This window comes from Rhodoferax sp. ZS1R8, from assembly GCF_056521325.1.
Window position 1 is genome coordinate 676,154 of the sequence record NZ_JBWMBA010000002.1, and the last position, 13,602, is coordinate 689,755.

The 13,602-nt window shown below is 60.4% G+C and carries 8 protein-coding genes; 4 read left to right on the forward strand and 4 right to left on the reverse strand.

Going from position 1 to position 13,602, the window contains the following annotated elements:
- Positions 1-4: 4 nt before the first annotated feature.
- The gene (locus AC097P_RS09190; protein ID WP_479610089.1) at positions 5-1,810 is read right to left on the reverse strand and encodes a DEAD/DEAH box helicase; all 1,806 of its coding nucleotides are present in this window, start codon (positions 1,808-1,810) and stop codon (positions 5-7) included.
- Positions 1,811-2,103: 293 nt separating this feature from the next.
- Here AC097P_RS09190 and AC097P_RS09195 point away from each other — a divergent pair, with 293 nt between their 5' ends.
- The 3 genes from AC097P_RS09195 to AC097P_RS09205 all read left to right on the forward strand — a co-directional run bounded on the left by AC097P_RS09195 (position 2,104) and on the right by AC097P_RS09205 (position 8,609).
- Positions 2,104-4,338, forward strand: coding sequence for a DUF1631 family protein (locus AC097P_RS09195; protein WP_479610090.1), 2,235 nt, complete (start codon positions 2,104-2,106; stop codon positions 4,336-4,338).
- Positions 4,339-4,500: 162 nt separating this feature from the next.
- Positions 4,501-6,162 carry an energy-dependent translational throttle protein EttA gene (ettA, locus tag AC097P_RS09200; protein WP_479610091.1) on the forward strand — a complete coding sequence of 554 codons (1,662 nt, stop codon included), beginning with the start codon at positions 4,501-4,503 and terminating at the stop codon, positions 6,160-6,162.
- A 17-nt stretch (positions 6,163-6,179) separates the two neighbouring features.
- A complete protein-coding gene (locus tag AC097P_RS09205) occupies positions 6,180-8,609 on the forward strand; it encodes a DUF1631 family protein (protein WP_479610092.1) in 2,430 nt (809 codons plus the stop codon).
- Between the two features lie 101 nt (positions 8,610-8,710).
- Here the strand turns inward: AC097P_RS09205 and AC097P_RS09210 are convergent, their stop codons facing one another.
- A complete protein-coding gene (locus AC097P_RS09210) occupies positions 8,711-9,229 on the reverse strand; it encodes a flavin reductase family protein (protein ID WP_479610093.1) in 519 nt (172 codons plus the stop codon).
- An 88-nt stretch (positions 9,230-9,317) separates the two neighbouring features.
- Here AC097P_RS09210 and AC097P_RS09215 point away from each other — a divergent pair, with 88 nt between their 5' ends.
- Positions 9,318-10,190 carry a M14 family murein peptide amidase A gene (locus AC097P_RS09215; RefSeq protein WP_479610094.1) on the forward strand — a complete coding sequence of 291 codons (873 nt, stop codon included), beginning with the start codon at positions 9,318-9,320 and terminating at the stop codon, positions 10,188-10,190.
- A 79-nt stretch (positions 10,191-10,269) separates the two neighbouring features.
- Here the strand turns inward: AC097P_RS09215 and AC097P_RS09220 are convergent, their stop codons facing one another.
- Both AC097P_RS09220 and AC097P_RS09225 read right to left on the reverse strand, forming a co-directional pair.
- Positions 10,270-12,663, reverse strand: a complete 2,394-nt coding sequence (locus tag AC097P_RS09220; protein ID WP_479610095.1) for an ATP-binding protein — start codon at positions 12,661-12,663, stop codon at positions 10,270-10,272.
- A 195-nt stretch (positions 12,664-12,858) separates the two neighbouring features.
- On the reverse strand, positions 12,859-13,602 hold the full coding sequence (locus AC097P_RS09225) for an amino acid ABC transporter ATP-binding protein (protein WP_479610096.1): 744 nt from the start codon (positions 13,600-13,602) through the stop codon (positions 12,859-12,861).

Genomic DNA, 13,602 nt, shown 5'->3' on the forward strand with positions numbered 1-13,602 from the left:
CGTTTTATCGGCTAAAAGGTCCGCGAGGATTTCCCGACCCACGAGGCCCGTTGCCCCCGCCACCAAAACCACCCGACCGTGATCCGCCGCCATTGCCGCCTCCGTTGCCTGAACCGCCGCGGTTGCCGCCATAGCCACCGCCGCCGCCACGGCGACCGCCGCGTTCAGCCATCATATCGACACTGGTACGCATCGGGTCTGGCTGACCACCGGGCGCAGAGCGGGGAGGGCGCTCGCCCATGCCGCTGCCGAATCCACCTTCATGGCTGCGCGGTTGCGCGTCACCCACGGGAGGGCGTCCACGACCTTGACCGCCGCCACCACCACCGCCATGGCCCTGCGGACCGCGTGCGCCTTGTGGGCGTGGGGCATGGTGTTCGCCACCGCGCCCACCACCGCCACCACCACCATTACCGCCATTCCCACCACCGTTGCCACGGGGGGCTTGTGCGCCACGGCCACCGCCACCGCCGCCGCCATTTCCACGTCCGCCGCCACCACCGCCCTGGCCGCCACCTTGGCCGGTCCGGTTGTCACGCACGCGTTGCAACATTTCAGTGCGGGCGGCCTTGGCGGCAGCCTGCATCACGTCGCGGCTAGGTGGCTTGCCTGCACCGCCCCAGATCGTCTGGCGACCCATGGCGATGGGCTCGCCCTTTTCACCAGCCTCGGGGCCAAAGCCTTCGATGATCTGGACCGGAATAGTCTGTTTGGTGAAGCGTTCGATGTCCTGCATGAAGCCTTCTTCGTCCAGGCACACCAGGTTCACGGCAGCACCATCGTTACCGGCACGGCCAGTACGGCCGATGCGGTGCACGTAGTCTTCGCTGACGTTGGGGATTTCGTAATTGACGACGTGTGGCAACTCGTCGATGTCAATGCCGCGTGCAGCAATGTCGGTGGCTACCAGGGCGCGCACATCGCCGCTCTTGAAGCCAGCCAGCGCTTGCGTGCGGGCAGCCTGGCTCTTGTTGCCGTGCAGCGCCATCGCGGTGATGCCGTTCTTTTCCAGAAACTCAGCCACGTTGTTGGCGCCGAACTTGGTGCGGGTGAACACCAGCACCTGGCTCCAGTTGTGCTCATTGATGATGTGGGCCAACAGGGCCTTTTTCTTGCCGCGGCCCACCGGGTGGATCACTTGCGTGATGCGCTGCACCGTGGTGTTGCGGGGTGTGACCTGCACACTTTGTGGGTCTTTGAGCAGGCCGGCGGCCAGTTCGCGGATTTCGTCGCTGAAGGTGGCCGAGAAGAGCAGGCTTTGCTTTTCCTTGGGCACCATGGCCAGCACTTTCTTGACGTCATGGATGAAGCCCATGTCCAGCATACGGTCGGCTTCGTCCAGTACCAGCATCTGCACTTGACCCAGATCCAGCATACCTTGCTGGGCCAGGTCCAGCAGGCGGCCGGGGGTAGCGACCAGAATGTCCACACCCTTTTTGAGTTTGGAGATTTGGGGGTTCATGCCCACACCGCCAAAAATCACGGTGGAGCTCAGCTGCAGGTATTTACCGTAGGTGCGGATGGATTCTTCGACCTGTGCGGCCAGTTCGCGGGTGGGGGTCAGTACCAGGGCGCGGATGCCGGTGCCGCCAAATTTGTTTTGTGCGCTGCGGCTCATCGTGAGGCGGTGCAGCAGGGGCAGGGTAAAGGCCGCGGTCTTGCCGGTGCCGGTCTGGGCGCCGCCCAGCAGGTCGCGGCCCTCAAGCACCAGCGGAATGGCCTGGGCCTGGATAGCGGTGGGAGTTTCGTAACCTTGCTCGCGCACGGCTTTAACGATGGCCGCAGCCAGGTTCAATTCTTCAAATGTCATGGGTAGTGGCGCCCATCCAGGGCGCTTGGGATATCGGCCTGTTCAGGTACCTGGGCACCAGATCAGTCAAAGGCAGATGGATTCAAAGGCGGGACGTTGGATGCAAATCCTGAATCCCCAGCAATGTGCTGACGTTGTGGGCAACTGAAGCGCCGCAACAGCGCGTATTGTCGCACGTTCCTCGGCAACTCGGCAAAAAGCTGCAACCGGGTGTTTCTGGGGTGTGACTTAAGCGTGACAATGCCGGTAAAACGCTGGTCATTGCGGTTGGCAACTGGGAGAATCTGCACACGATGAAAAAGTTCATGTTGCGAAGGTTGGGCGTAGCCCACGAACCCGGCAGTCATAAGCCGTCACTGCAGGATTGCATCGAAGCCGTGCTTGAGCAAAGCGATACGCTCGCGGACGACGTGCTGCTGGGGCTGAAGACATCCCTGTCGCAAACGCGCAGCAAGTCGGTGCAGTCTGTGCCCAATCCGGCGGCCAAGCCCACCATAGAACGCCTCTTCGCCAACGGACCCGCCTTCAAAGCCACTTTCGCCGAAAAATTGCGCGCGGCACTGTACGGCGGCGATACACACCGTGCCCAGACCCAGCCGCTACGCTTTGACGACTTCCAGTTTCTCGAAGAAGAGCAGATTGACGCCAACATAGAATTTGCGCTGACACAACAGGAGATTGCGCTGGCTGTGGACGATGCGCTGCCAGCGCTGGACGCGCTGATGAGCAGCCTGCTGGGCTGGATGACGGTACAGCCGTTGTCGAACCCGCTCAAACCAGAGTCCTTTGTCTATGCCTTGCGAGAGGCCTTGCTGGCCCATGTGCCCAGTGATGAGGCCCGCACCAGCATCATGACGCCTGCCGCCGGTATGCTGGGCATAGGGATGCGCCAGCTGTACAAAGAGGTATCTGAATGGCTGCGCTCTCAGGGCGTGGAGCCCGTAGGCCCAGCGCAACACCAGGGTGCAGCCCATGGCGCGCAGAAGCCGGCTGAAAATTCAGTCACCCGTACCTTGCTGACGCTGGACAAGTTGCGCCGCCTGCTGTCCGGCGAGCTGGACATGGGGCCACTGAACGGCAACATCAAGGACTTCACGCACACCGTACCGGCATCGTTCGTTGCGCTGGAAGACATGAAGCTGATGGAGCCGATGATGAAGCGCCTGCAGGAGCGCGCCAGCCAGGCTGCGGCTACTGCACCCAAAGAGGGGCCAAAGGACATGCTGGAGGGCGACGGCGCAGACCCGCGCAAAAAGTCCAAGAGCAAAAAGCTGGGTCGCGAGTTGGGCGAAGAAGTGGTGCGCATGATGCTGGAGAACCTCGCGCAAGACCACCGTATGCTGGGCGGCGTGCGCAAGAACCTGAAGCTGATGGAGCCGGTGCTGATCGCTTTGTCGCAATCGGACGCCCGTTTTTTCAGTGAGCGCCAGCACCCTGCACGCCAGTTCATGGACAAGATGACCAGCCGCAGCCTGGCCTTCACGTCGGAAGACCAGCCGGGCTTTGCGCATTTCCAGAAAACACTGGAAAAGTCGGTCAACATCTTGACTAATGGCCCGGGCGATGCATCCACGTTTGCCCAGGTTGTAAAGAAGCTGGAATCGGTGTGGGCCAAAGAAGAGTATGAGCAACGTCAACGCGCAGAAGAGGCTGCGCGCGGTCTGCTGCACGCCGAACAACGCAACCTGTTGGCACTGCGCCTGGCCGAAGATTTTGCCGAGCGCCTGAAGAACAAGAAGGTGCCCGACATCGTGGTGGCTTTCCTGCGTGGGCCGTGGGCGCAGGTGGTGGCAGAGTCCCAGCTGAAGTGCGCGGATGGCACGACGGACCCCGACGGCTACTTGGCCCTTGTGGATGACCTGATCTGGAGCGTGCAGCTGAAGCTGGCCCGGCGCAACCGCTCGCGCCTGGTGGACATGGTGCCCGGCATGCTCGTCAAGATGCGCCAGGGGTTGGGACTGATTTCTTATCCCGAAGAGCGCATTCCAGTATTTTTTGACGAATTGATCACCTTCCATGAGCAGGCCTTCGAAGGCGCGCGCCCTGCAGCGACTGCCGAGTCAACCGACAAGCCAGCGACGTCGGCGGCCGATATTGCAGTAGTGGACAGCGTGGGCCTGCCTGTGGAAGAGTTCTGGATGGCGGACGGCGAAGCGACCGACTCCAGCTACCTGCTCGCAAGCCACGAACGCATCCCCGAGGTCGAAGAAGACGAGGTGCCTGACCCCGCCGCGCAGATGGCCTGGAGCGCGCAGAATTTGCTTACGGGTTCGTGGGTCGACTTGGCGCTCGGTGGGCAGTGGGTGCGCGCCCAGCTCACATGGGCCAGCCCGCACAAGACGCTGTTCATGTTCATTTCTTCGGGCGGAATGGCGCATTCCATGTCCCGGCGCACGATGGACCGTTTGCGGGGCTTGGGCCTGATACGGCTGGTGTCGGATGGCCGGGTCGTCGACCATGCGCTGGACGCAGTGGCCCAGGCCGCACTGCGCAATGACGTTGAAAAAGCGGGTGGCGCGGCCCACTAATCGGGCCATCCGGCAGCGATTGGCGCGGCTCAGCCGATAATAGAGCCCATTCCAACGCTGAATCCGATTCCCAGCGGCCCCGCGTTGCAGCCAAAGTGCTGCACCCGCGTGGCTGGGTGGCGGCTTCACACCCCTTTTTTCTTACTTTTAACCGGTAACCCCATGGCCCAATACGTTTTTTCCATGAACCGCGTCGGCAAGATCGTGCCGCCCAAGCGGCATATTTTGAAAGACATCTCGCTGTCCTTCTTCCCCGGCGCCAAGATCGGCGTGCTCGGCACCAACGGCTCCGGCAAGTCCACGTTGCTGAAGATCATGGCCGGCATCGACAAGGAAATCGAAGGCGAAGCCATCCCCATGGCCGGCCTGAATATCGGCTATCTGCCCCAGGAGCCGCAACTGGACCCCACGCAGACGGTGCGTGAAAGTGTGGAAGCGGGCATGGGCAAGGTGTTCGCCGCCAAGGCGCGCCTGGAAGAGGTTTACACCGCTTACGGCGATGAAAACGCCGACTTTGACGCACTGGCGGCCGAGCAGGCCGAGCTGGAAGCCATCATCGCCACCGGTGGTACCGACTCCGAACACCAACTCGAAATCGCCGCCGACGCGCTGCGCCTGCCGCCGTGGGACGCCAACATCGGTGTGCTGTCCGGCGGTGAAAAGCGCCGTGTCGCGCTGTGCCGTTTGCTGTTGTCCAAACCCGACATGCTGCTGCTCGATGAGCCCACCAATCACTTGGACGCCGAATCAGTGGATTGGCTGGAGCAGTTCTTGCAGCGCTACTCCGGCACCGTGGTGGCTATCACCCACGATCGCTACTTCCTGGACAACGCCGCTGAGTGGATTCTGGAACTGGACCGTGGCTCCGGCATCCCGTACAAGGGCAATTACTCCGACTGGCTGACGCAAAAGGGAGCCCGCCTGGAAGCCGAACAAAAGGGCGAGGAAGCCCGTGCCAAGGCCCTGAAGAAGGAATTGGAGTGGTCGCGCCAGAACCCCAAAGCACGCCAGGCCAAGAGCAAGGCCCGCCTGGCGCGCTTTGAAGAATTAAGCGATTTCGAATACCAGAAGCGCAACGAAACGAATGAAATCTTCATCCCGGTGGCTGACCGCCTGGGCCATGAGGTGATCGAATTCGTCGGCGTTACCAAGTCCTTTGGTGACCGTGTGCTGATCGACAACCTGAGCTTCAAGATTCCGGCCGGCGCCATCGTCGGCATCATCGGTCCCAACGGCGCCGGTAAATCGACACTGTTCAAGCTGATTGCCGGCAAAGAGAAGGCCGATTCGGGCGAGGTCAAGATCGGCCAGACCGTCAAGATGGCTTTTGTAGACCAGCACCGCGATGCGCTGTCTGACGACAAGACGGTGTGGGAAGACGTCTCCGGCGGGCTGGACATCATCAACGTCGGCAAGTTCCAGATGGCCAGCCGGGCCTACTGCGGCCGCTTCAATTTCAACGGCGGCGACCAGCAAAAGAAGGTTGGCATGTTGTCGGGTGGTGAACGCGGCCGTTTGCATCTGGCCAAGACGCTGATCGCCGGCGGCAATGTGCTGATGCTCGATGAGCCATCGAACGATCTGGACGTTGAAACCCTGCGCGCGCTGGAAGATGCGCTGCTGGAATTTGCGGGCACCATGCTCGTGATCTCCCACGATCGCTGGTTTCTGGACCGTATCGCCACCCACATCCTGGCGGCCGAGGGCGACAGCCAATGGACCTTCTTCGACGGTAACTACCAGGAGTATGAAGCCGACAAGAAGAAGCGTCTGGGTGAAGAGGGCGCCAAGCCCAAGCGCATGCGTTACAAGGCACTGAAGTAAAGTTTTTCTCCACCGCCATGTCCGCTGCCGCCCAGCCAGCCCCTTCGCAATACCAGGCGCTCTACCGCGCCACGGTGCAAGAGGCTGCTGCGGGGGGCTACATGTTGATGGGCAAACTGGTGGCCGCTGCACGCCAGACTTTGCAGGAGCGCGAAGCTGCCTGCCGCGACCTGCGTGAGCGCGACGCATTGGCCCAGTCAGGCAAGCAGTTGCGCAGCTGGGAAGCCAAGCTGTGCGAGCGCTACCCGCATGCACTGCTGGATGCATTCACCCAGATGAAGCCAGCCAAGCATGCTGGCGTCGTCGTCAGCGCCAATGTAGGCTTTGACGAGTTGGAGCTGATGGACGAGGTGCAGGTGCTGACCAGCATCACGCTGGCCCGTACGCAGCAGGTGGCACTGCTCGCGGTCGAGGCCAGCCTGGCCGAACTCAATACCCTGATCTGCAGCACGCTGGGCCTGGGCTATGTCAACGCAGAACGCAATCCGCTGCGCCCCCAGCTCTACGTCAATGCGCTCAAGGCTGTCATCGAGCAGACCGGCCTGCCAGCCGCCACGCAACTGGATTGGCTGAATGCAATGGGCACGACGCTAGGCCAGGAATTGCGCGCGATGTACACCCAGCTTTCCGCTTCGCTGCACAGCCAGGGCGTGGTGGCTGCCGGCTATGTTGTGGTGCAGACGCCCAGCGCTGCAGGCGCAAGCGCAGCCGGTGTGGGCCGTGGCGTTGCGCAATATGCGTATCTGGAGCCAGGTCTGCAGACGCCTGCTGGCTTAGCGGCGCGTGTGCAGGCGCCGGCCGCGGGTGCACCAACCGAAATCGTAGCCCCGGCCAAAGACGCCACGCTGCTGACGCTGGACAAACTGCGCCGCCTGTTGTCCGGCCAGCTGGACGCCCCGCAGCAGCAGTTGTCCCCGATGGAGCAGTTCGCACAGCGGTTTTCGCGCGAGTTCGAGGACGGCAACGCAGTAGCGCCTGCTGCTGCAGTGGAATTCGATTCGACTGTGCCCGCCGCGCTGGAGGCGCTTAAAGAGATGCAGCAGGTCGACGAGGTGGTGCAGCGGTTGCAACAGCGGCGCATTGCCACGCCGGCATCTGTACCCGTGGGAGACAACTCGGTCGAGGCCGTCCGTGCCCATCTGCGCAGCCATTCCCGTGGGGTCGCCCAGTCGCTCAGCCTGGAAGTCATTACCCTGATGGTGGACAACATCGCTCGCGATGGCCGCCTGCTGGCACCCATCCAGCAACTGATACGCCAACTGGAGCCGTCGCTCTTGCGCTTGGCGCTTGTCGACCCTCGGCTGTTCACCAACAAGCAGCATCCTGCACGGGTACTGGTACAGGAAATTGCCGACCACAGCCTGGCCTATGCATCACCGCAAGCCAAGGGCTTTGCCGGATTTGTGTCGGGCATCCAGCAGGCCTTTGCCATTTTGAACGAGGCGCCCATTGAGAATGCCGAGCCCTTTGAGCAAGTGCTGCACGTCTTGCGTGAAGAGTGGAGCGACGCCGCACGCGCCCATGCGCGTCGCCGCGACGAGGCAGTGCAGGCATTGCAAAACGCGGAGGAGCGTAATTTGTTGGCTGAAAAAATCGCCCGAGACATTGCCGCCCACCGCGACGCCGAGCGGGTACCCGCCGTCGTGCTGGATTTCCTGTGCGGTCCCTGGGCGCAGGTGGTCGCGCAGGCGCGGCTGACCGGGCTGGCCACGCCCGGGAGCCCGGCTGACAAATACCAGTCACTGGTCTCGGCGCTGCTGTGGAGCACACACCCCGACCTGAGCCGCAAGGACACGCCCAAGCTGACCCGCCTGGTGCCACCGCTGCTGGGCACGCTGCGCGAGGGGTTGGAGACCATCCATTACCCATCCACCAAGACCAGCGCCTTCTTCGAAGCCCTGATGGGCCTGCACCAGCGCGCCTTCCGCGCCGAACACAAGCCACAGCTGCCCGCAGCGACCGTGGACGAGCCACCGGGCGGCACACCCACGTCGGGGCGCGCCCATCTGGTCGAAGACGACAACCCCTGGTTGGCGCCCGAAGAGGCACGGGCCTCCAACTTCATGGACCTGCCCGATGCGCCGGCCGCAGACACAACCAGCCCACAAACCGATGGCACCGAGCCTGCCGACATGGCCACCACAGTCATGGCGACGATGCCAGCCGGTGTCGAGCAAATGCAGGCGGCGCTGGCGCTGGGGTCCTGGGTGGAGCTGCTGGTCCACGACCAGTGGGTACGCACGCAGCTGACCTGGATCAGCTCGCACGAAAGCCTGTTCCTGTTCACCAATGCTGCGGGTGAGTCGCAATCCATGACCCGCCGCTCGCGCGACAAGCTGATTGCGACCGGTCATTTGCGCGTACTCTCCGGCCCACCAGTGGTGGATGGGGCCCTGAATGCCGTGGCGCAGATGGCGATGCGCAACAGCATCAATTCCACGTTCTAGGCTATCGTCTTAAGTATTTTGGGCCTGTAGCCCCCGTGGAATGTGCGTAAGCAGCTATTGTTTTGGTAGCAATTGCTAGCGGGCCACACGGCGGGATGCAGTCAGAGCGCGTGCTCCGCGTAGAACTTGCCGCCATGGAACAGCAGCGGTGACGCGCCCGCACGGTGGGCGCAGCGCTCCACCTCGCCAACAAAAATCACGTGGTCGCCTTCTTCGTAGCGGCTGCGGTTGAAACACTCGAAGGTGGCCGCAGCCCCGTCCAGCAGCGGTGCGCCGCCAGTTCCCTCTACAAACTGCACGCCGGAGAACCGGTCGCTGCCGCGGGCGGCGAACTGCCGGGCCAGATCCTGCTGGTCGGCACTCAGGATGTTGATCGCGTAGTGCGAACCGGTGCTGAACGCCGCCATCGACCCGGCCGAGCGGGCCAGGCTCCACAGCACCAGGGGTGGTGTCAATGAGACCGAGTTGAACGAATTGGCCGTCAGCCCGATGAAGGTGCCGTCGGCACTGCGGGCGGTGACGATGGTGACCCCGGTTGCAAACATGCCTAAAGCGTCGCGGAATTCGGTGGTCGAGAAATTGGGGGGGAGGGCCCCTGGCGGGCGGACTGGCGAAGGCATAGGAGGCCCAATTTACCCGATATTCATGGCGTTTTGCGCAAGCCCGCACAAGAAGCCCGGGCGACTACCGGCACCCTACAATCCCGGCATGCGATTCAGAACCCTCTGCCTGGTGTTGTTTGCTATCAATAGCGTAGCCGTCCACGCAATACCCATGCGGTCTTGCAATGACTATTCCGCCAAAATCCCGAACGTCAAACCCGCCCTGTGCGAGGCCGCGCAGTTGCAGGACAGCAAAGCCCGCTCGGTGCTGGGCCGCCCGCTGTGGAGCCGTGACGTGCCGGCCGAAGGCGCACCCCTGCGTGTGCTGGTGCTGGGCGGCATCCATGGTGATGAGGCTTCGTCCAGCTCGCTGGTCTTCCACTGGATAGCGCTGGCGCAGACACCGCCGGCCGACACACCCGTGCCCATCTCGTGGCGCTTCATCCCCACGCTGAACCCTGACGGCATGTTTGCCAAGCCGGCGCGCCGTGTGAATGCCCGCGGCGTGGACCTGAACCGCAATTTCCCCACGCCCAACTGGTCGCGCGACGCACGCCAGTATTGGGAGGAGCGCACCCGCCGCGACCCGCGCCGCTGGCCCGGCAACCAGCCGCTGTCCGAGCCCGAATCGCGCTTCCTGCTGGAGCAGATCGACAGCTTCAAGCCCAACCTGATCGTCAGCGTGCATGCACCTTACGGCGTGCTGGACTTTGACGGCCCATCCGTGCCGCCCAGCCGCCTGGGCCGCCTGTACCTGGACCAGGTCGGCATCTTCCCGGGATCGTTGGGTAATTACGGCGGCGTTCACAAGGGTGTGCCCGTCGTCACCATCGAGTTGCCCAGCGCCTCACGCACACCGCAGGACGCCGAGATGCGCCAGATGTGGCTGGACCTGCTGCGCTGGTCCACCGAGCGGCTGGGCTCTGCCACCGCGATTGCAATTCCAACCGCTGTACCAGACTCACACAGTCCGAAGTAATGGTCTTTCGGCCAGCTTTGTCCGCAGCTGTACCACTGGAAGGCTTATATCTTGCGAGCTGTGGTATCGATTAACGGGCTCAAGCCTTGCCTTGCACTGCGAGTTTCGCGGGTAGGCTGATGACCGTTTCAAATTGACGATATCCATCGGTGGAGCCTGTGCTTTCAGCACTAGGAAAGCGCAATTCAATGGTACCTGCTTCCCGCTCCACAAAGCTCTTTACCGCATCCATGCCAACCCCCCGTCCGGAAACCTCGGTGACCTGCGCAGCAGTAGAAAAACCAGGTTCAAAGATAAGTTGCGCAATCTCTTCAGGAGAAAGTTTTTGATCTTCGGTGATCAGTCCCTGTTCAATCGCCTTCTTTCGGATGAATGCAACGGCCAGTCCGCGGCCGTCGTCTTTCAGACTGAATTGCAATCGATCACCGGTCATCGACAGTTCTAATTGGATATGACCGGCCGGCGGCTTGCCCGCCGCAACCCGTTCGGGAGCCGTTTCAATACCGTGGTCTATTGAATTGCGATACAGATGCATGAAGACGTTTCGCACCAAGTCAGAGACCTGGCTCTTGATGGCAATGCCGTGGTCTTGGATGGTACTGTGCGGGACCTCTTTGCCCAACTCTTTGGCGAGGGACGCAAGCGAGTCAGAAATGCCAAGCAGTATGCTGTCGATGCTTTCTGTGCCTATAAGCGCTAGGCTGTGGTGCACCCGCCCGATGGCGTCACGAGCGGCGATCGGACTGTCCCAGTTTACCGTCTCCAATGTTTGCATCGCCTGTTGAATATGGTCTTTCTGGACCATAAGGAACTTGTCGACCCCGCCCCTGCGTCCAGGGCCCTTTCGGCCGAGTTTGGCCTCATTGATATGGGCATACTCTTCAATGGCAGCAAATGTCCCAGACAGTTGCCCCAGCAACTTCTCCTGGTCCCAGCCAATCTCGGGGTTTTTACGCAATTCGTCATAGGTTTGTTCGGCTTCGTGCACCATATTGGTCAAGTGCAGCAAGCCGTATGTCCGCGCGTTCCCCTTGATGGTATGCATGTTGCGGAACAGCTGGGTAATAACTTCAGGATCGGGCACGCCACCTGCCTCGCTGCCGATCGCGTCTATCAGTTGCTTATTCTCAGCCAAGAATTTTGCAGAACTGTCGACAAACTCGTGGAACTTCTCCTGGTTGATCGCCAGAATCTGGCCGATGATTTCCAACTCGCGTTTCTGTTGGCCTGCTTCCGCGGCCAGTTCCTTTATTTCTGTGACGTCCCTAAGGCATAACATCAACCGAACCACAGTGTCGGTGTCATCCGTTATCGGAGACCAATTGAGGTCAAGGATCTTGATTCGCCCGTCAGGCATTTTCTTCTCGACCTCGGCAACCAGCAGATGCTCGTTGAACTCGAAATTCATTGAATCCTCGCCAATACACGCAGTAATAGCTGCATCGACCTGCGACAAAATTTCAGCATTGAATTGGCTGCCCGCGAAGACCAGATCCATCACTTTGCGGCCAGCAATATACTGGGTTTCCAATATCGTTTCGAGGAAGGCCGAAAACTCCTGATGTACCGTTTCGCCTTGTTCGATCGTCAGAATGCCCTGGGGGATGTACTGCATCATTGCCTGGATGTCAGCAGTTTTCTGCTTGAGCTGCGCTGAACTCTCTTGGATTTTTTCAATCATGGCGTTGAACGCAACGAGAGAGAGTCCGATTTCATCCATTTGATCGACCGGTACACGCCGAGAGAAGTCTTGACTGCTCGCGATTTCTGTCACCGTAAACTGCATGCGGGTAATCGGGGTGGTCACGCTCTTGGTGATGCGCCAGGCAATGAGACCGCCCATTGCCAAGGCCACGACAACCAACACCCCTAACGTTACAAATACCTGTTTCTGTAGTGCAAGCACGGCACTGTTGGCTTCCTGGTTTATTTTGCTTTGCAGGTCTATGAGTTCGGTGACCTTAGCCCGCAGGATGGCCTCGGCAGGTCTCACCCGATTGCTCAATGTGAGGACAGCCGCCACGTTGTCCGCGTCAAGGGCTTGCTCCAGCGATTCTGCGGTCGACGGCAGCACCTTGCTCCCGGCAGCCAAAATATCGCTCATCAGCGCACGTTCCCTGTCCGTCGCGTTGTCGCCTATCAGCAACGCGTTGAGCGCATCCTCCGTCTTGAGAAAAGATTTCTCGGCATTCTTTGCCGCGTCGAATTCAACCTGAAGCTGTTTGCGGTCCATGTCCGTGAACAACGCAGCGGACCTCGCCCGAATTGCCAGGTCATTGATGTTTTCCATCAAATTATTGGCCAGCCTAGCTTTTACGTTGTTGACTTGGACAATACGCTGTACTTGGTTGCCCTGCAGTTTCAGCGCGTACGAGCTGGTGATGGCCACTGCCAGCAGAAGTACTAAAACACTGATAAAGCCCAAAGAAAGTCGACGGGCCAATGACATGGATTGAAAGAATGAATTGAACATTTTCTTTATTCCTTCATATGCTGTCATGCTGCCGAGTTCGAGCTCGAGGTAAAGACTAACAGGGGTGCCGATTTATTATGCTTCCAATATGGGGATGCACCTAACCCGTGCAAACCAGCGTGAGCTTAGTGTTGGCTAGGCTGGATACCCATTCCAGGGTGCTGATCCAGCAACTATTGTCGTGGCAGGTGTTAGTTAGTGTCCCAAAATCTTCGACAGGAAGTCTCGACTCCGCTCATTCTGCGGATGGTTGAAGAAGTCGTGCGGGTTGTTCTGCTCCACGATCTGCCCCTGGTCCATAAAGATCACGCGGTCGGCCACAGCCTTGGCGAAACCCATTTCGTGCGTCACACAAATCATCGTGATGCCGTGGCTGGCCATCTCGATCATCACGTCCAGCACTTCCTTGATCATCTCCGGGTCCAGCGCGCTGGTGGGCTCGTCAAACAGCATGATCTTGGGTGTCAGGCACAGCGCACGCGCAATGGCCACGCGCTGCTGCTGACCCCCTGAGAGTTGCAGCGGGTACTTGTGCGCCTGCTCTGCAATGCGCACGCGGGTCAGCTGCTCCATGGCTTTTTCCTCGGCTTCCTTCTTGGGCATCTTGCCCACCCACATCGGCGACAGCGTCAAATTTTCCAATACCGTCAAATGTGGAAACAGGTTGAACTGCTGGAACACCATGCCGACCTTCTTGCGCACGTCGTCAATCACCTTCACGTCGTCCGTCAGCTCCACACCATCGACAGTCAAGTGACCCTGCTGGTGTTCCTCGAGCCGATTGATGCAGCGTATCAGTGTGGACTTGCCGGAGCCCGATGGCCCGCAGACCACAATGCGCTCGCCTTTGGCCACCGACAAATCAATATCCCGCAACACGTGGAAATTGTTGCCGTACCACTTGTTGACTTTGTCGAAGGTGATGATGGGTTCGGACAT